Source organism: Tritonibacter horizontis, from assembly GCF_001518015.1.
Classification (GTDB): Bacteria; Pseudomonadota; Alphaproteobacteria; order Rhodobacterales; family Rhodobacteraceae; genus Epibacterium; species Epibacterium horizontis.
The window spans coordinates 224,076-242,554 of the sequence record NZ_LPUY01000008.1 but is presented as its reverse complement, the minus strand read 5'-3'; the positions used below and the strand labels follow the sequence as shown (position 1 = coordinate 242,554).

General features: G+C 62.9%; 20 protein-coding genes. 12 read left to right on the top strand and 8 right to left on the bottom strand.

All coding sequences use genetic code 11. The features are described from left to right. Positions 1–24 precede the first annotated feature (24 nt). The gene (gene aroC / locus TRIHO_RS01460; RefSeq protein WP_068239654.1) at positions 25–1,128 is read left to right on the top strand and encodes a chorismate synthase; all 1,104 of its coding nucleotides are present in this window, start codon (positions 25–27) and stop codon (positions 1,126–1,128) included. Positions 1,129–1,137: 9 nt separating this feature from the next. Then, positions 1,138–2,082 carry an AEC family transporter gene (locus TRIHO_RS01455; protein ID WP_068239651.1) on the top strand — a complete coding sequence of 315 codons (945 nt, stop codon included), beginning with the start codon at positions 1,138–1,140 and terminating at the stop codon, positions 2,080–2,082. Between the two features lie 13 nt (positions 2,083–2,095). On the opposite strand, the gene TRIHO_RS01450 is transcribed toward TRIHO_RS01455, so the two are convergent. Then, on the bottom strand, positions 2,096–2,512 hold the full coding sequence (locus TRIHO_RS01450) for a MerR family transcriptional regulator (protein ID WP_068239648.1): 417 nt from the start codon (positions 2,510–2,512) through the stop codon (positions 2,096–2,098). Positions 2,513–2,598: 86 nt separating this feature from the next. Between TRIHO_RS01450 and TRIHO_RS01445 the strand changes: the two genes are divergently transcribed. Next, positions 2,599–3,243, top strand: a complete 645-nt coding sequence (locus TRIHO_RS01445; protein WP_068239646.1) for a cation transporter — start codon at positions 2,599–2,601, stop codon at positions 3,241–3,243. 103 nt (positions 3,244–3,346) lie between these two features. Next, a complete protein-coding gene (locus TRIHO_RS01440; RefSeq protein WP_068239643.1) occupies positions 3,347–4,288 on the top strand; it encodes a DMT family transporter in 942 nt (313 codons plus the stop codon). A 3-nt stretch (positions 4,289–4,291) separates the two neighbouring features. Here the strand turns inward: TRIHO_RS01440 and TRIHO_RS01435 are convergent, their stop codons facing one another. Next, positions 4,292–4,723 carry a MarR family winged helix-turn-helix transcriptional regulator gene (locus TRIHO_RS01435; protein WP_068239640.1) on the bottom strand — a complete coding sequence of 144 codons (432 nt, stop codon included), beginning with the start codon at positions 4,721–4,723 and terminating at the stop codon, positions 4,292–4,294. Between the two features lie 118 nt (positions 4,724–4,841). Between TRIHO_RS01435 and TRIHO_RS01430 the strand changes: the two genes are divergently transcribed. Next, complete coding sequence (locus TRIHO_RS01430) at positions 4,842–5,270, top strand: organic hydroperoxide resistance protein (RefSeq protein ID WP_068239638.1); 429 nt, start codon at positions 4,842–4,844, stop codon at positions 5,268–5,270. Between the two features lie 156 nt (positions 5,271–5,426). Here the strand turns inward: TRIHO_RS01430 and TRIHO_RS01425 are convergent, their stop codons facing one another. Further along, entirely contained in the window at positions 5,427–6,293 is an 867-nt protein-coding gene (locus TRIHO_RS01425) for a branched-chain amino acid aminotransferase (protein WP_068239635.1), read from the bottom strand. Between the two features lie 159 nt (positions 6,294–6,452). Here TRIHO_RS01425 and TRIHO_RS01420 point away from each other — a divergent pair, with 159 nt between their 5' ends. The 6 genes from TRIHO_RS01420 (at position 6,453) to dxs (ending at position 11,793) form a co-directional block, all read left to right on the top strand. Further along, positions 6,453–6,965 (top strand): MarR family winged helix-turn-helix transcriptional regulator, encoded by a 513-nt coding sequence (locus TRIHO_RS01420; RefSeq protein ID WP_068239633.1) that lies wholly within the window; start codon positions 6,453–6,455, stop codon positions 6,963–6,965. Continuing rightward, positions 6,962–7,663, top strand: a complete 702-nt coding sequence (locus tag TRIHO_RS01415; RefSeq protein ID WP_068239631.1) for a response regulator — start codon at positions 6,962–6,964, stop codon at positions 7,661–7,663. Before TRIHO_RS01420 ends, TRIHO_RS01415 begins: the two co-directional genes overlap by 4 nt. 137 nt (positions 7,664–7,800) lie before the next feature. After that, positions 7,801–8,727, top strand: coding sequence for a histone deacetylase family protein (locus TRIHO_RS01410; RefSeq protein ID WP_068239628.1), 927 nt, complete (start codon positions 7,801–7,803; stop codon positions 8,725–8,727). Further along, on the top strand, positions 8,724–8,969 hold the full coding sequence (locus TRIHO_RS01405) for an exodeoxyribonuclease VII small subunit (RefSeq protein ID WP_068239625.1): 246 nt from the start codon (positions 8,724–8,726) through the stop codon (positions 8,967–8,969). The genes TRIHO_RS01410 and TRIHO_RS01405 overlap by 4 nt, the downstream gene beginning before the upstream one ends. Positions 8,970–8,974: 5 nt before the next feature. Continuing rightward, entirely contained in the window at positions 8,975–9,838 is an 864-nt protein-coding gene (locus tag TRIHO_RS01400; protein WP_068239622.1) for a polyprenyl synthetase family protein, read from the top strand. Between the two features lie 26 nt (positions 9,839–9,864). Continuing rightward, positions 9,865–11,793 carry a 1-deoxy-D-xylulose-5-phosphate synthase gene (gene dxs / locus TRIHO_RS01395; protein WP_068239618.1) on the top strand — a complete coding sequence of 643 codons (1,929 nt, stop codon included), beginning with the start codon at positions 9,865–9,867 and terminating at the stop codon, positions 11,791–11,793. 89 nt (positions 11,794–11,882) lie between these two features. Here the strand turns inward: dxs and TRIHO_RS01390 are convergent, their stop codons facing one another. The 5 genes from TRIHO_RS01390 to TRIHO_RS01365 form a co-directional block, all read right to left on the bottom strand. Beyond that, on the bottom strand, positions 11,883–12,773 hold the full coding sequence (locus tag TRIHO_RS01390) for an SDR family oxidoreductase (protein ID WP_068239615.1): 891 nt from the start codon (positions 12,771–12,773) through the stop codon (positions 11,883–11,885). A 250-nt stretch (positions 12,774–13,023) separates the two neighbouring features. Then, positions 13,024–13,812, bottom strand: a complete 789-nt coding sequence (locus TRIHO_RS01380) for a carnitinyl-CoA dehydratase (protein WP_068239610.1) — start codon at positions 13,810–13,812, stop codon at positions 13,024–13,026. Then, positions 13,809–15,848: an acetate--CoA ligase family protein gene (locus tag TRIHO_RS01375; RefSeq protein WP_068239608.1), complete on the bottom strand. Its 2,040-nt coding sequence runs from the start codon at positions 15,846–15,848 to the stop codon at positions 13,809–13,811. The genes TRIHO_RS01380 and TRIHO_RS01375 overlap by 4 nt, the downstream gene beginning before the upstream one ends. Before the next feature lie 6 nt (positions 15,849–15,854). Continuing rightward, on the bottom strand, positions 15,855–16,169 hold the full coding sequence (locus TRIHO_RS01370) for a SelT/SelW/SelH family protein (protein ID WP_068239605.1): 315 nt from the start codon (positions 16,167–16,169) through the stop codon (positions 15,855–15,857). 3 nt (positions 16,170–16,172) lie between these two features. Then, entirely contained in the window at positions 16,173–17,336 is a 1,164-nt protein-coding gene (locus TRIHO_RS01365; RefSeq protein WP_068239602.1) for an acyl-CoA dehydrogenase family protein, read from the bottom strand. Positions 17,337–17,418: 82 nt separating this feature from the next. Here TRIHO_RS01365 and TRIHO_RS01360 point away from each other — a divergent pair, with 82 nt between their 5' ends. Further along, the gene (locus TRIHO_RS01360; RefSeq protein ID WP_068239599.1) at positions 17,419–18,366 is read left to right on the top strand and encodes a GlxA family transcriptional regulator; all 948 of its coding nucleotides are present in this window, start codon (positions 17,419–17,421) and stop codon (positions 18,364–18,366) included. The last annotated feature ends 113 nt before the right edge of the window (positions 18,367–18,479 follow it).

Below are 18,479 nucleotides of genomic sequence, written 5' to 3'. Positions count from 1 at the left end.
GTCTCGCAAAGGAGACCCGCGCGCATGTCCATGAACTCTTTCGGCCACCTCTTCCGTGTCACCACCTGGGGCGAAAGCCACGGACCCGCGCTGGGCGCCACCGTGGACGGCTGTCCACCGAATGTGCCCCTGGAGCCGGAGATGCTGCAGCACTGGCTGGACAAGCGTCGCCCCGGTCAGAACAAGAACACCACCCAGCGCAAGGAGCCGGACGCGGTCAAGATCCTCTCCGGTGTGTTCGAGGGCAAATCCACCGGCACGCCCATTCAGCTGATGATCGAAAACACCGATCAGCGGTCCAAGGACTATGGCGACATCGCGCAGACCTTCCGCCCGGGCCATGCGGATATCACCTATTACCAGAAATACGGCAACCGCGACTATCGCGGCGGCGGACGCTCCTCGGCGCGGGAAACGGCGGCAAGGGTGGCCGCAGGCGGTGTCGCGCGCGAAGCGATCAAATCCCTGGTGCCGGGGCTGGAAATCAAAGGCTACATGACCCGGATGGGCGAAATGGAAATCGACCGCGCCCGGTTTGACTGGGCGGCGATCGACCAGAACGATTTCTGGATCCCGGACGCCGATGCCGTTCAGGACTGGGAAGACTACCTGCAGGCCCTGCGCAAGGACCACGATTCCGTCGGCGCCGTGGTCGAGGTGGTCGCGCGCGGCGTACCCGCCGGCATTGGCGCCCCGGTCTATGGCAAGCTCGACACCGATCTTGCCGCCGCGATGATGTCGATCAATGCGGTCAAGGCGGTGGAGATCGGTGAAGGCATGAATGCGGCCCTGCTGAAGGGGTCGGAAAATGCCGACGAGATTTTCATGGGCAACGATGGCCAGCCCGTTTACGCATCCAACCATGCCGGCGGTATCCTGGGCGGAATTTCCACCGGGCAGGATGTGGTGGTGCGCTTTGCGGTCAAGCCGACCTCCTCGATCCTGACGCCGCGCCAGTCGATCCGCAAGGACGGGACGGCGGCCGAGGTCATCACCAAGGGCCGCCATGACCCCTGCGTGGGCATTCGCGCCGTGCCCGTGGCAGAGGCGATGATGGCCTGTGTCCTCCTCGATCATCTGCTGCTGCACCGCGGCCAGATCGGGGAAAATCAAGGCCTTATCGGGTAGCGCCACCTCATGTTTGCGATCCTTGGGATTACCTTTCCGATCTATGCGGCGCTTGGGCTGGGCTATTTCCTGGTCTGGAAGGGTGTTTTTCGCCAACAGGACATCAAGAGCCTCGGCGCGTTTGTCTTCAACGTCGCATTGCCGGGTCTGATCTTTACCACCCTGGCGCAGCGGGATCCTGTGGAGGTCTTCCAGGCCGCCTATGTGCTGCCCTACCTGATTGGCGGGCTGCTCAACATCGCGGTGTGTTTCGTATTATTTTCCCTGCGCGGGTTTGACCCCATGCGGCGCGCTGTCGGTATTATGGGGTCGACCTGCCCCAACAACGGCTTTGTCGGTTATCCGGTGATGTTGCTGGCCTTTCCCGAGATTGCGGGCGTTGTTCTGACGCTCAATCTGGTAGTGGAAACTCTGATCCTGATCCCGATTTGCCTGATGTTGATGGAAGCTGCCTCCGCCGATTCGGCCCAACCATTGGGATACAGGTTACGCCGCATTCTGTGGAACGTTCTCAAAATGCCAACCATGATGGCATTGATGACCGGTCTCGCCATTGCTGTGCTGCATCTTCCGATACCCGCCCCGGTGTTTCGATTCACGGATATGGTCGCCGCCTCGGCTGGCGCGGTCTCTCTGGTGGTCATCGGCGGCTCACTGGCAGGACTACCCTTGCGTGGCAACAAGAGCCTCGCTGCACTGGCGACCCTGGGCAAACTGGTGATCCATCCGGCCATCGTCGCCTTGGTCGCGGCGGGCTTTGCGGTGACCGGGCTGCTCGATATTTCGCCCGACATTCGGACCGCGCTGATCCTGTCGGCTGCCATGCCGATGTTTGCCACCTATACCATCTTTGCCCAGGCCAAGGGACATGAGGGCGCGGCGAGCCTGGCCTCGCTGTCGGCAACCATTCTGGCGTATTTCACCCTCAACGGGCTGCTCTGGCTTCTGACCTGAGCGCGCAACCGGGTCAGTCGTGCTGACCCAGACACTGACTGTGATCGCCCAACGCGGTGAGCACCTGACAGGTACCGCCCGCGCCGTCGACGCACAGATGGGTGATCCGCTCCAGCTCCGTTTCCAGCCTGCGCAACCGGGCAATGCGGGCGCGCACTTTTTCAAGCTGCGCCCGCGCGAGTTCATCCGCTGCGCGGCAATCCTGCCCCAGCTCGCCATTCAGCGCCATCAGCTCCCTGATCTCTTCCAGACCAAAGCCAAGATCGCGCGCGTGCTTGATAAAACCGAGCCGCTCCAGCCCCGCCTGATCATAGCGCCGCTGGTTGCCTGCATTGCGGGTCGCGGGGGCAATCAGGCCGATCTGTTCATAGTACCGGATGGTGGGCACCTTCACCCCAGTGGATTTTGACAATGCGCCGATGGAAAACATGGGTCGCCCCTCTTGAAGCTCTAGTGGCTAGAGGCATTAGGTTGCTCTCGAATCAAAGAGATCTCAAGGCAAAAGGAGCGGGATCAATGGCCGGATGTTGCGGACAGGACGCCCAGTTTGAGGGTGTTTCAAAGGATTACAAACGCCGTCTCTGGGCGGTGATCGCCATCAACGCGGCGATGTTTCTGGTGGAAATGTCCGCCGGCGCGGCCGCGGGCAGTCAGGCGCTCAAGGCTGATGCGCTTGATTTTCTCGGTGATGCGCTGACCTATGGGATTTCGCTCGCGGTGATCGGCGCATCTGTGCGAACCCGGTCGCTGGCCGCGCTTGGCAAGGGGGTCAGCCTGTTGCTGATGGGGCTCTGGGTCTTTGGCTCCACGGTCTGGCAGGTGTTTGTCATCGGCGTGCCCGAGGCCCAGATCATGGGCGGGATCGGGGCACTGGCCCTGGCCGCGAACCTGGTGTCGGTCCTGTTGCTCGTTTCCTACAAGGATGGCGATGCCAACGTGCGCTCGGTCTGGCTCTGTTCTCGCAATGACGCCATCGGCAACGTCGCGGTGATGATCGCCGCCTTGGGGGTCTGGGGCACGGCCACCGGCTGGCCGGACCTGCTGGTGGCCGGGATCATGGCCGGATTGTTCCTCAATTCCGCGATGCAGATCCTGCGTCAGGCCCTGCGGGAATGGCAACAGGACACGGCATCTGGCCGGGCGCGGACTCCAGCGGGCTGAGGCCTGCGGGAAGCCCGTTCCCGCCAGCATCGGGCGCTATATTAATGTACCAATCCTGCGCCGGCCGCTTGCCAATCTGCAAGGATCGGCGCAGGGTCCGCGCATGGCAAAAAGCTTAACATCGCATCGACCATTGCTGGCAATCAGTCTCAAGGTGATCGCCATCGGCCTGTTCACCATCATGTCCGGGCTGATCAAGGAAATCACCCAGACGGTGCCGACGGGACAAGCGGTGTTTTTCCGGTCCTTCTTTGTTTTGCCGGTGATTTTTGTCTGGCTCGCGGTCCGGGGCGATCTGTCCAAGGGGCTCAGAACCAAGAGCCCGATGCTGCATTTCTGGCGCGGGTTGGTGGGCACCTCTGCCATGGGGCTGAACTTTGCCGCTTTGTCGATGCTGCCGTTGCCCGAGGTGACCGCGCTGGGCTATGTCACGCCGATTTTCACCCTGATCCTCGCCGCGCTCCTGCTGGGTGAACGCATTCGCATCATCCGCATCAGTGCCGTCGCCATCGGTCTGGTTGGCGTCCTGATCATGCTGTCGCCGCGCCTTGGAGGGGCCGAGACCCTGCAGGATACCGCGCTGATCGGGGCGCTTCTGGTGCTTGGGTCTGCGGCCCTACGGGGGTTCGTTCAGATCCATATCCGAAAGATGGTCCAGAGCGAGGAAACCTCCGCCATCGTGTTCTATTTTTCGGTCACAGCGTCGTTGCTGTCATTGCTGACCTTGCCCTTTGGCTGGGTGGTTCCCGATGCACCGATGTTGCTGCTGCTGATCAGCACCGGTTTCATCGGCGCGCTGGCCCAGATCCTTGTGACCTCGTCCTATCGCTTCGCCCCGGCGTCATTGCTGGCACCCTATGACTATGTCTCGATGCTGTTTGCACTGGTGATCGGCTACGTCTGGTTTGCAGAATGGCCATCGCTGGTGATGCTGGCCGGCGCTGCACTGGTCATCGCGGCCAATGGCATCGTGGTCTGGCGCGAAAGTCGGCTCGGGCTGGAACGAGGCAAGGCAAAACCGCTGACCGATCCAAAAGGCGGCTAGGGGTCACTGCTGCTCCAACCGGTCGCGCAGCGCGTGAAGCCGATCACGCAGTGCCGCCAGTTCGTCAAGATCCTCGCCCATTGCGTCCTGCACACAGGTGGTCAGCGCGCCAGCGTGGGATTGCAGATCCCGGCCTTTCGCGGTCAGCGTGACAATGAGGCTGCGCTCATCCTCGGGGTTGCGCTGACGGGTCACCAGCCCCGCAGCCTCCATCCGTTTCAGCAACGGCGTCAGCGTGTTGCTGTCCAGTTGCAATTCCGCGCCGAGATCGTTCACCCGCCGCTGGTCCCTGTCCCAAAGCGCAACAAGCACTAGATACTGCGGGTAGGTCAGCCCAAGCGGCGCCAGAAGCGGGCGATAGAGGCGGGAGATCGCATGGTTCACCGCGTAAACGGAGAAACAGAGCAGGTCATCGGTGGTCAGGCTACGGTCCATCGGATGAGATTAGGTCTGACACGATTTAATCGCAAGCGGTTGACATTGCGGGATCGGGCCCCACATTAATCGCACACGATATAATCGCCTACGATTTCAAATCACAGAGGAGTTCCCGATGTCTGTTTCCCCCGTTTATACCGCTCATGGATCCGCAACCGGTGGCCGGGACGGCCAGGCCGAGGTGGCCGGCACCGATCTTGTTCTCGATCTGGCGCCGCCAACCGAAATGGGCGGATCTGGCAAAGGCTACAATCCCGAGCAGCTCTTCGCTGCGGGGTATTCCGCCTGCTACATCGGCGCGATGAAATTCGCGACGACGCAGGACGACAGCCTGCCCAAAGTGCCGGATGACGTCTCGGTCGAAGCTGCCGTGGGCATCGGCCCGCGCGACGAAGGTGGGTTTGGACTGACCGTCAACCTGAAGGTTTCCCTGCCGGGCGTCGACAAGGCCGCCGCCGAGCGCCTGACCGAAGCCGGCCACAAGATCTGCCCCTACTCCAACGCGGTGCGCGGCAACGTGGATGTCACAACCGAAATCGCCTGACGTAGACCGACCCAGGTGTGCGCCTGCGGCGCGCACGCCCCGGGAGGTGAAAACCGCTGACGGCGCAACAGGCGCCAGAACGGCACCGCAGGTGCGAATACAGAAAAAGCGCGGGGCGGATGCCGCGCGCTTTTGCCGTTTAACAGCGATGATGGATCAGCTGCGGACCAATGCCTCGTACTCTTCAGCGATCTCGCGGGTCATCTGGCCGACTTCGAATGTGTAGGGGCCGATCTCGCCCACCGGGGTCACTTCTGCGGCGGTGCCGGTCAGCCAACATTGCTCGAACCCGTCCATTTCTTCCGGCATGATGTGGCGTTCGTGGACGGTGATCCCCTTGTCCCGCAGCATCTGGATCACGGTCTGGCGGGTGATCCCGTTGAGGAAGCAATCCGGCAGTGGCGTGTGAACTTCGCCATCCTTGACGAAGAAGATATTGGCGCCGGTCGCCTCGGCCACATATCCGCGATAGTCCATGAACAGCGCATCCGAACAGCCCTTGGCCTCGGCCTTGTGCTTGGAGATGGTGCAGATCATGTAAAGACCCGCCGCCTTGGCATGGACGGGGATGGTTTCCGGCGAGGGGCGTTTGAACTCTGCAATATCGAGCTTAGCGCCCTGCATCTTGGCATCGCCATAATAGGCGCCCCAGCCCCAGACGGCGACAGCCATCCGCACCGGGTTCTTGGCCGAGGCCACACCCATATCTTCACCCGAGCCGCGCCAGACCACCGCACGCACATAGGCATCGGTCAGGCCCGAGGCCTTGAGCGTATCCGATTTGGCCTTTTCGATGTCGTCCACCGAATAGGGCATCGGCATATCCAGGGCCTTGGCCGAGGCGATCAGCCGTTCGGAATGGGCGCGGCTTTTGAAGATCTTGCCGTTGTAGGCCCGTTCGCCCTCAAAGACGGAAGAGGCATAATGCATCGCATGTGTCAGAATGTGGACCTTGGCATCGCGCCAGTTCACCAGTTCCCCATCCATCCAGATCAGACCGTCACGGTCTTCGTATCCAGCCATTCTGCGTTCCTCTTCAGCGCCGTATCATTTTCGGTAATTGCGCAATACCCTGCAACTTCAGTCACATAATTGCGCCAAACCCGCGACTCGATACATCTCGGGTCTTGGAATGTCAACAATGCTGACATAAACTGCCCGGCAAAACAAAGGAGAGGCGACATGTCTGACGGGCGGTCCGGATCGGGGTTTGGTGGCGAAAGTCTGCTGTTCCTGACCGATGAACAGCTGCGCCAGGGGATCGAGGCGATGTTCTTCGCCTACCAGGGGTTTACCGCCGATCCTGATCGCATTCTGGCCGAGCTGGCCTATGGCCGGGCCCATCATCGCGCGATGCACTTTATCAATCGCGCCCCCGGCACCACGGTCAACAATCTTCTCAGTATACTCGGCGTTACCAAACAGTCCCTGAACCGGGTCCTGCGGGCGCTGGTCGAGGATGGGCTGGTGGACAGCCGGGTCGGGACCCTCGACAAGCGAGAGCGCAATCTCTACCTCACGGACCGGGGGCGCGAGCTGGAACAACGCCTGTCCGACGCCCAGCGCATTCGCATGCGGGCGGCCTATAAACAGGCCGGGCCCGAGGCGGTGCAGGGGTTCAAGAAAGTACTCGAAGCCATGATGGATGCCGATATGCGCCGTGCCTATGCCGACCTGCGCGAGGCGTCGCAATGACCACTGGCGACGCGCATCTGCTGATTGTCGATGACGATGAGCGGATCCGTGACCTGCTGAAGAAATTCCTGGTGCGGGCCGGGTTCCTGGTGACCGCGGCCCGCGATGCGGCCCATGCCCGCCGGGTTCTGTCGGGGCTCGATTTCGACCTCATCGTGCTGGATGTCATGATGCCGGGCGAGGACGGCCTGTCCCTGACCGCTGCGCTGCGCGAAACCCGGACGACGCCGATCCTGTTGCTGACCGCCCGCGGCGAAACGGGGGACCGGATCAAGGGGCTGGAGGCCGGCGCCGACGATTATCTGCCGAAACCGTTTGAACCCAAGGAGCTGTTGTTGCGGATCAACGCGATCCTGCGCCGCATGCCGGAAAACCGCCCCGAAGAGGTGACCCCCAAGTTTCTGCAACTGGGCGCGATCCGCTACGATATCGAACGGGGGGAGATGTGGCAGGGGGACACTCTGGTGCGGCTCACGTCGACCGAGGTCCAATTGATGAAGATCTTTTCAGCCCAGCCCGGCGAGGCCGTGAGCCGCGCCAAACTGGTCGAAGATCTGGGTCGCGACCGGGGCCAGGCACAGGAACGGGCCGTCGACGTCCAGATTACCCGCTTGCGCCGCAAGATCGAGTCGAACCCCAAGCAGCCGCAATACCTGCAAACGGTGCGCGGCGCGGGCTATATGCTGGCCCCGGATTAAGCGCGATCATCGCGGTCATCGTCCCTCCTGCCCCACCCGCTGCGGCCCGTGCGGTCTAACGCTGATCTAACGGTGGCCCCCTTGCATTGCGGCGGGCAAACAGAGATCGTTTCCCGACCGTTCAAAAGGGAAATTCCATGACCACCGCGCTCCTGACCCACGCAGATTGCCTGTCTCACAAGACCCCGCCGGGTCACCCGGAGCAGGTGGCCAGACTGGAACATGTGCTGCATGCGCTGGAGGGGCTCGACCTGCAACGGGTCACCGCGCCAATGGCTGCCGAAGACGATCTTCTGCGCATTCATCCGGCACGCTATCTGGACGATCTGCGCCGCGCCCTTCCCGGCGAGGGGATCAAGCAGCTGGACTCGGATACATGGATGTCGCCCGGATCACTCGACGCGGCCTTTCGCGGCGCCGGTGCGGCGGTGCGGGCCGTGGACATGGTGCTGAACGGCGACGTGGGCAATGCCTTTTGCGCCACGCGCCCGCCCGGGCATCACGCCGAGACCGAGACATCCATGGGGTTCTGCCTGTTCGGCAACGCAGCACTGGCGGCGAAACATGCGTTGGATCACCACGGGCTGAAGCTGGTCGCGGTGGTGGATTTCGATGTGCACCATGGCAACGGCACCCAGGATTTGCTGTGGGATGAAAAGCGCGCGCTGGTCATCACCTCGCAACAGATGCCGCTCTGGCCCGGCACCGGCGATCCGGAGGAAGACGGCGCCCATGGCAACGTGATGAACCTGCCGCTGGCCCCGGAGAGCACCGGCGCGGCAATGCGCGACGTCTATAGCGAACAGGCATTTCCCCGGCTCCGCGCCTTCAAGCCGGAGCTGATCATCCTGTCGGCCGGATTTGACGCCCACAAGGATGACCCTTTGGCGCAGCTGCAATGGGAAACAGAGGACTTCCGCTGGCTCACGGCGCAACTCTGCGCCCTTGCGCAGGACCTGTGTCAGGGTCGTATCGTCTCGACTTTGGAAGGCGGATATGATCTGAACGCGCTTGCCGAAGCCGCGAAGGCGCATGTGGAAGAATTGATAAAGGCCGCGACATGACTACCGAGACACCCGTCACCGATATGAGCTTTGAACAGGCGATGCAGGAACTGGAACGCGTTGTGGACCAGCTGGAACGCGGTGACGTGGCGCTGGACAAATCCATCGCCCTGTACGAGCGCGGCGCGGACCTGAAGAAACGCTGCGAGGACGAACTGAAGCGCGCCGAGGAAAAAGTCGCGGCGATCACGTTGGATGCCGGCGGCCAGCCCAACGGCACCCAGCCGCTCGACGCGGGCTAAGCGTCGTGTCAGCAGGGTTTGCCGCCGCGCTGAAAGAGGCGCAGGCAAGAATTTCGTCTCAGATTGACCAGCGCCTGTCGCCGTCTGACCGGCTGCATCAGGCGATGGCCTATGCGCTGCGCGGCGGCAAGATGCTGCGCGGATTTCTGGTGCTGGAAAGCGCCCGGCTGCACCATGTGTCACCTGAGGCCGCGCTGGAGGCCGCTTTGGCGATCGAATGCATCCATGCCTATTCGTTGGTGCATGACGATCTGCCCTGCATGGACGACGATGATCTGCGCCGGGGCCAGCCGACCCTGCATCGCAAATGGGACGAGGCCACCGCCGTTTTGGCCGGTGACAGCCTGCACACCCTCGCGTTTGAACTGCTGGCACAGGAAACGGTCGGCCCGCATGCGCTTTTGCTGATCCGCAGCCTGGCGGAGGCGGCGGGTCACAATGGCATGGTGTCGGGCCAAATGCTGGACATAGCCGCGGAAAGCACGCAAACCCCGTTGACGCTGGACGAGATCACGACGCTTCAGGCGCGCAAGACCGGCTGCCTGATCGAATGGTCTGCCTGCGCCGGGGCGCGGCTGGCCGGGGCTGACAGCACGGCCCTGCGACACTATGCGCAGGCATTGGGGCTGGCGTTTCAGATTGCCGACGACATCTTGGACATTGAGGGCGACGCCGCGACCGTGGGCAAGGCCGTGCGCAAGGATGCCGAGGCCGGCAAGGCCACGTTTGTCTCCCTGCTGGGCCTTGCGGGCGCGAAAGCCCGCGCACGGGAACTGACAGACCTCGCCTGCGCGGCCCTGTCACCCTATGGTAACGCGGGTGAGACCTTGAAGGATACCGCCCGCTTCGTTATTTCGCGCGACAACTGACCCGCGCCAAAGGAGCCAGGAACAATATGACCGACCGGCCACAGACCCCGCTCCTTGACCAGATCGCATCCCCTGCGGATCTGAAACGGCTGACCGACGGACAATTGACCCAGGTGGCGCATGAGCTGCGTCAGGAAACCATTTCGGCCGTGTCCACCACCGGCGGCCACCTCGGCGCCGGGCTTGGCGTGGTCGAGCTGACCGTGGCGCTGCATGCGGTTTTTGACACCCCCAAGGACAAGCTGATCTGGGACGTGTCGCACCAGTCCTATCCGCATAAGATCCTGACCGGGCGCCGCGACCGTATCCGCACCCTGCGTATGAAAAACGGTCTCAGCGGCTTTACCAAACGCAGCGAGAGCCCGTTTGATCCGTTCGGCGCGGCGCATAGCTCCACCTCGATCTCCGCCGCGCTTGGCTTTTCCGTTGCACGCGATCTGGGCGGCGTCGTCGAAGAAGGCCTGGGCGACGCGATTGCGGTGATCGGCGATGGCGCGATGAGTGCCGGCATGGCGTTTGAGGCCATGAACAATGCCGGTGCCCTCGGCAAGCGTCTGATCGTGATCCTGAACGACAACGAGATGTCGATCGCGCCGCCGGTGGGGGCGCTGTCGTCCTACCTCAGCCGTCTGTATACAGAAGCGCCGTTTCACGACCTGAAGGCCGCGGCCAAGGGGGCGGTGTCCTTTTTGCCGGAACCGTTCCGCGAGGGCGCGAAACGCGCCAAGGATATGCTCAAGGGCATGGCGATGGGCGGCACCCTTTTTGAATCCCTCGGGTTTTCCTATATCGGGCCGATTGACGGGCATGACATGAACCAGTTGTTGCCGGTGCTGCGCACGGTCAAAGCCCGCGCCACCGGCCCGATCCTGATCCACGCGGTCACCAAAAAGGGCAAGGGCTACCGCCCGGCCGAGGTGGCACGCGACAAGGGCCATGCAACGGCAAAATTTGATATGGTCACCGGGGAGCAGAAGAAATCGCCCTCCAATGCACCATCCTATACCTCTGTCTTTGGCGAAACCCTGGTGGCGCTGGCCGCGCAGGACTCCAAGATCTGCGCCGTAACCGCCGCAATGCCGGATGGCACCGGGCTGAAACTGATGGCCGAACGCTATCCGTCACGCACCTTTGACGTGGGCATCGCGGAACAGCATGGGGTGACCTTTGCCGCCGCCCTGGCCGCTGGCGGGATGAAGCCCTTTTGCGCCATGTATTCCACCTTCTTGCAACGGGGGTACGATCAGGTGGTGCATGATGTGGCGATCCAGCGCCTGCCGGTGCGGTTCGCCATTGATCGTGCCGGCCTTGTCGGCGCGGATGGCGCCACCCACGCGGGATCCTTCGATATCGGTTTTATGACCAACCTGCCTGGCATGGTGGTGATGGCCGCCGCCGACGAGGCAGAGCTGAAACATATGGTCGCCACTGCGGCCGCCCATACCGATGGCCCCATCGCCTTTCGCTACCCGCGTGGCGAGGGCGAGGGTGTCGAGATGCCCGACCAGGCCCAGGTGCTGGAGATTGGCAAGGGCCGCATGATCCAGACCGGCGCCCGTGTCGCGATCCTGTCCTTTGGCACCCGCCTGGGCGAGGTTAAAAAGGCCGCCGAGGCACTCTCTGCCAGAGGCATCACGCCGACGATTGCGGACGCGCGTTTCGCCAAGCCGCTGGACCGCGAGATGATCCTCGGGCTGGCGGACGATCACGAGGCTCTGATCACCATCGAGGAAGGCGCTGTCGGTGGTTTCGGCTCCCATGTGGCGCAGCTGCTGGCCGAAGAGGGCGTCTTCGATACCGGTCTGAAATTCCGCTCCATGGTGCTGCCGGATACTTTCATCGACCAGTCCAGCCCAGCGGATATGTATGCCAGTGCGGCAATGAATGCAGAGCATATCGAGGCCAAGGTGCTGGATGTGCTGGGCGTCGCCCAGATCGGCGAGAAACGGGCCTAGACCGACGCAACCCGTTGCCCCTGCCCCGGCCGCCTGTCACTCCGGCGACCCTGTCTCCCCGGCCACGATGCTGGCGCGCCAGTCCGCACTTACACCCCCGGCGGATCCGCGGGCGGGACAAAGCGGTCCATGTCCTCGACCTCCAGTACCGCCCGCAGCCCACTGCGGTAATCGGGGAACAGCAAGCGCACGCCGAGTTCATCCTTGATGCGGTCATTGCGCACCCGTTTGTTTTCCCCGTAGAAACTGCGCGCCATCGGGCTCATCCCCGCCTCGTCAAAGGGGACCTCGGCCGGCATCGGCAGGCCCAGAAGCTCTGCCGCGAAGCCCAGCACATCCTGCGGCGGCGCGGGTTCATCGTCACAGACATTGTAGATCGCGCCCGGATCGGGTCGCGCGATGGAGGCCACAAGCACCTGCGCGATATCGTCCACATGGATGCGCGAAAACACCTGCCCCGGTTTGACTATGCGCCGCGCCCTGCCCGACATCAGCTTGGCAAACGGGCCACGGCCGGGGCCGTAGATGCCGGCCAGGCGAAAGATATGCAGCGGCAGGTCAGCAATGGCCTGCCATCCCGCTTCGGCCTCGACCCGCAGGTCGCCGCGTCTGCTGGCCGGAGTCAGCGGCGTTGTCTCATCCACCCAGGCGCCGTTATGGTCGCCATAAACCGCTGTGGTCGACAGGTAGCCAACCCACTCCAGACCGGGCAAAGCGGCGATATCTTCGGCCATCGAGGCCAGCACCGGGTCGCCCTCTTCGGTCGGCGCGATTGACAACAGGACGTGGGTCACCCCCGAGAGCGGAACCGGGTCGCCCGGCCAGGTGCACAGCGTGACACCCGCCATCGGCGCGGCCTCCGCACGGTCCCGTGTGGTGCCGATAATGCGCCAGTCTGGTCCGGCCAGCGCTGCGGCCAACGCCCGCGCCGTATAGCCGAAACCGATACAAAGGAGGGTCTTGTGGCTGGATCTGGTCATATGCGGACCATGCGGCGCGTCCGGGCCGGTTGCAAGATGCTCAGCACATCCGGCGCCGAAAACCGGCCCATTTTCCCCGCCCTCGCGATGATCTGCCACATCAGACGTCACCCCGGCGCCGGCCTCGGTCGTCCGGACGCCGCGCGCCAGCGCGGCGCCAGGCCCAACGGGTTTGATCGTCCGCCAGGGCGGTGAAACCGGGCGGGAGCCTCCCCCCCGACGCGGCGCACTCAGGTCTCCCGACGGGCCGTCAGCGTCCCTTCCAGACCGGGTCGCGTTTTTCGGCAAATGCCTTGGCCCCCTCAAGGTTGTCCTCGGAGCCATACAGCACATCGACCGTGCGCAAATGCCGCCCGGTCACCCGGTTCATGGCGTCCTGGAACTTTGAATCCTCGGCGTCGCGCACGATTTCCTTGATGGCGGCGTAGACCAGCGGCGGGCCAGAGGCCAACAGCCGTGCAAGCTCCCAGGCGCGGTCCATCAGCTGATCGCCGGCCACGATTTCATTCACCAGCCCCCAGCGATGCGCTTCCTCGGCGTCGAACCATCGTCCGGTCAGCAACAATTCCATCGCGATATGGTAGGGGATGCGTTTCGGCAGCTTGATCGACGCGGCATCCGCCACGGTGCCGGAGCGGATCTCCGGCAACGCAAAGCGCGCATGATCCGCCGACAGGATCATATCCGCCGACAGCGCCAGTTCCAGCCCGCCGCCGCAGGCGATGCCGTTTACCGCCGCGATCACCGGTTTGTTGAGGTCACGCAGCTCCTGCAGACCGCCAAACCCTCCAACGCCATAGTTCCCGTCCACGGCGTCGCCATCGGCCGCCGCCTTGAGATCCCAACCGGGGCAAAAGAACTTCTCGCCGCCGCCGGTGACAATTGCGACCCGCAAGGTATCATCGTCGCGAAAGGCCTGGAACGCCTCGCCCATCAGGACCGAGGTTTTCAGGTCGATCGCGTTGGCCTTGGGGCGGTCCAGCGTTACTTCGAACACGCCGCCCTCACGACGGGTCTTCACCGGGTTTTCATCAGTCATCGCAACAGGTCCTTTCTGCGCATCAGCGCGTCCGCAGCCACCGCATCCGTCGGGGTGCAGAGCAATGGGTTGATTTCGATCTCCTCCAGGCCGTCCGCCTCTGCGATCACATAGGCCTCGACCGCGCGGATCGCGCGCAGGATTGCGGAGCGGTCGGCCGCGGACGCACCACGATAGCCGGCCAGAAGGGGCGCGATTTTGAGCCCGTCCAACGCCGCATTCAGCATCGCATCCGTTGCGGGCAAGAGGACAGAGGCACTGTCCTGCAGGATCTCGGTCAGGGTCCCGCCGGCGGCCAGCGTCATGACAAACCCATGGGCGGGATCCTTGACCACTCCGATCAACACCTCCGCCACGGCGCCGTCGATCATTTCCTCTATCAGGAAACGGTCTGTCGGCATGGCAACAGCGGCGTCGCTGACTTCCTGGCCGGAGCGAAGGTTCAGCTTTACCGCGCCGGCCTCCGTCTTGTGGGCGATGCCTTCCCCCTTGAGCACCACCGGATAGCCGATATCCGCCGCAACGGCGCGCGCCGCGACAACCGTCCGTGCAGGCTTGGCCCGGGGCACACGCAGGCCAAAACGCGCCAGCCAGGCTTTGGCCTCCCCTTCCGGCACCAGATCCGGATCCGGGGCGGTCCTGGTCGGCAACAGCAGCGGATGAACCAGCTCGGGCAAGGGCAGGCCCGCCGCTTCGATGGCGTTTATCGCCTCTGGAAGGCCCAGCATCGGCACCACTCCGGCGGCGAGCAACTGTTCGGCGACCGCCTCTGGCAGCAGCTCCGGCAAGGTCGCGAGCATGGCGATGTTCTGGCCTGTGCGTTGCCGCACTGCGATGGCAGACTGGATCGTGCAGTCCCAGTCCGAGGCGTCGCAGCGATCCGGGCGCGGAAAATCCACCACCAGAATTGTCAGCGCAAGTTGCGGGTCGACCATGGCGGAAAACGCCCGGGTCATCGCCTCCGTGTCGCGCCAGATATAGGTGTGGTAGTCGAGCGGGTTCGCCAGCGCCACCATCGGCCCCAGCGCCGCCCGCAGGTCGGTCCGTTGCCGGTCATTCAAGGGCGGAAAGCTGACGCACCGGCCCTGTGCTGTATCGGCCGACAGGCTTGCCTCGCCCCCTGAACAGCTGATGGTCGCAATGCGGGTCGATGGCAACCGTCCCGCCACATGCAACAACTTCAACGTTTCAAGAAACGACGGAAGGTCATGAAGACGCGCAATGCCGAGCCGGGCCAACAGCGCGCCGGCGCCAGCGTCACCGCCAGCAAGCGACGCCGTGTGGGATACAGTCGCCGCACGCGCCTGCGCTGAACGCCCGACCTTGAGCGCGACAATCGGCTTGCCGAGCGCACGGGCCTTTAGCGCCAATGCTTCAAACGCGCGCAGATCGCCAAAGCCTTCGATATGCAGCCCCAGCGCGGTCACGCGGTCGTCTTCCAGCAGCGCCTCGCCTATGGCGGCCAGGCCGGTCTGGGCCTGATTGCCACAGGTGACGACATAGGCCACCGGCAAGGCACGCATCTGCATGGTCAGGTTGACCGCGATGTTGGAGCTTTGGGTGACAATGGCAACGCCGCGGTCGGCCCGTTTGCCGCCATGCTGATCCGGCCACAGGAGCGCACCATCAAGGTAGTTGATGAAGCCGTAGCAATTCGGGCCCAGAACCGGCATTTCGCCCGCGGCCGCAATGAGCTTGTCCTGCAGCGCCGCCCCCTCGGCGTCCTCTGCCTCGGCTTCGAGGAAACCGGAGGCGAAACAGACCGCCCCCCCGGCGCCCCGCACCGCCAGCGCCGCGACGATCTCGACCGTGGCAAAGCGGTTCACGCCAATGAAACTGGCGTCCGGCGCCGATGGCAAGGCGACAACATCCCGAAAGGCAGGCAGGCCTGCGACCTCCTCCGCCTTGGGGTGCACGGGCCAGATCTCGCCTTCGAATCCCATCTTGCGACATTGTTCGATCACCGCAGCGCACCAGGCGCCGCCACCGATGACGGCAATGGATTTTGGCCTGAAAAGCCTATTTAGAGACAGCATAAGACCCTATTTTCTCAAAGTTTCGCCATCCAGATGCCCAAGGCTCTGATCCGGGTTGATCCGATCTCGCACCCGGGTTTTCAGTTCCTTGACGTCTGGAAATCCACCATCCCGCTTGCGCTCCCAGATCACTTCGCCATCCAGCGTGATCTCAAAACTACCGCCAATTTCACCGGGAACCAGGGTGACGCCCCCCAGCTGCTCCTGAAAGGTGGACAACAGTTCCTGGCTCATCCAGGCCGCCCGCAGCAGCCAGTTGCAGCCAATGCAATAGGTGATGGTCACATTGGGTTTTTGGATGGGATCGGTCGGGGTGGACATGGGTTAGCCTCCTAGCTGTCGCAGCATCTCGCGGCTGATGATGTGCCGTTGGATTTCACTGGTTCCCTCCCAGATACGCTCCACGCGAGCATCGCGCCAGATCCGTTCGAGCGGCAGTTCGTCCATCAGGCCCATACCGCCGTGAATCTGGATCGCCTCGTCCGCGACCATGGCGAGCATTTCGGTCGCCTTCAGCTTTGCCATCGACATATCGCTTTCGGTGACCGTGCCTTCGTCGAATTTCCAACCTGCCTCCCAGGTCAGAAGGTTCGCGGCTTTCAATTCCATCGCCATATCCGCCAGCTTGAAGGACACACCCTGAAACTTGCCGATCTGCTGGCCGAATTGCTTGCGCTCTGCGGCGTATTCCACAGCGTGTTGCAGCGCGCGTTCGGCCCGGCCCAGACAGGTTGCGGCCACTTGCAGACGGGTCGCACCGAGCCACGTATTGGCCACCTCGAACCCTTTGTCGACCTCGCCCAGAATTGCGGCGGACGGCAGGCGGCAGTCGTCGAACTCCAGCACGGCATTTGTGTAGCCCCGATGGGACACGTTGCGATACCCGTCGCGGACCGTGAAGCCCGGCGTGCCCTTGTCGACAAAAAAGGCGGTAATCTTTTTCTTCTTGCCGCGCGGGGTTTCTTCCTCACCGGTCGCCATGAAGACAATGGCGAAATCCGCCACATCGGCGTGCGAGATGAAATGCTTGGTGCCGTTGAGGACCCAGTCGTCGCCGTCCTTGCGCGCCGAGGCCGTCATCCCGCGCAGATCAGAGCCGGCCCCCGGTTCGGTCATCGCCAGACAGTCCCATTTTTCACCCCGGATGCAGGGAAAGAGATACTTCTCTTTCTGTTCATCGGTGCCGGCCAACAGGATGTTCGACGGGCGCGCAACGCCGGTCCAGTGCAACGCGTAGTTGGCGCGCCCCAACTCCTTTTCATAGAGCAGCCAGGAAAGCGTATCGAGACCGGCACCGCCGACCTCCTCCGGCATATTGGCCGCATACAGTCCGGCCTCGATCGCCTTGGCCTGAATCTCGCGCACCAGATCCATGTCCAGATGGCCACTGCGCTCGATCTCCAGCTCGTGCGGGTAGATTTCATTCTCGACAAAGGCGCGGGTGGTTTCGACGATCATCGCCTGTTCTTCTGTCATGCCGAAATGCACGGGCGTCTCCTGTTGATGTGTTCGCTTGCGGCTCAGGGTAACCGCACCCTAGAGTGGCGAACATGCAGAAACGGACAAATTCATGCAGAGATGGACAAATCATGTCGCGGCGGTGCAGCAGGTCGATGTCCTGTTGTTCGACGATTTTTCCGCCCATTGCCTCGCCAACACGGTAGAGCCGATGCGCGCGGCCAATACGCTGGCCGGGCAGGCGCTTTATCGCTGGCGTTTTGTGTCGCTGGATGGCGGTACGGTCGTCTCTTCCTCCGGTATGGAGGTCACCGCCCATGCAAGGCTTGCCGACTGCGGCGGGGACCTGTTGGCGATCATGCCCAGCTATCACTTTTTACGCCACGACACCGTAGAGACCCACCGGGCCTTGCGGGCGGCGACGACGCGCTATGGCGGTCTTGCGGGATTTGATACCGGCCCCTGGCTGATGGCCTCGGCCGGGCTGCTCGATCAGCGACAGGCGACGATCCATTGGGACGAAATCGCGCGGCTGGAAGAACGCTTTCCCGAGGTGGAGGTGCTGCGGGCGCGCTATGTGCGGGATGATGACCGGATCACCTGTACGGGCGCGCTTGCGGCATTTGATCTGATGCTGGAGCTGATCGGCGACACCCATGGCCAGGCCCTCCGGCTGGAGGTCGCAACACTGTTCATGAGTGCCGAAAGCGCCGGTGCCGCACCAGAAGCGATGCTGGCACGACATCGCGTTGTTGCACGGGCGATCGGCGTGATGCAGGCCAACCTTGAAACACCCCTCACCATCCCGGAAATCGCAGGGCGTATCGGCCGCCCGCGCAAAGATTTAGAAACCCGCATGAAGGCGGATCTAGGAGCAACCCCAGCGACCGTCTACCGCCGTTTGCGACTAATTCAGGCGCGAAAGCTTTTATTAGAGTCTGATATCAGTGTCTCAGAGGTCGCGATGCGGACCGGATACGACAACCCAAGCGCGCTGACCCGGGCCTTCAAGTCGGAATTTGCCACCACCCCGCGCGCCCTGCGGGGGTCACAGCGCTGATCTCTGCGCAGTTGTCCTATCCGGATCGCTTGCGGCAGCGGCGTTTGGATCTGACAAAATCAGCAGTAAAAAGACAAAACAGGCTCTAATAAGGGCACGATGCTCTCAATGAC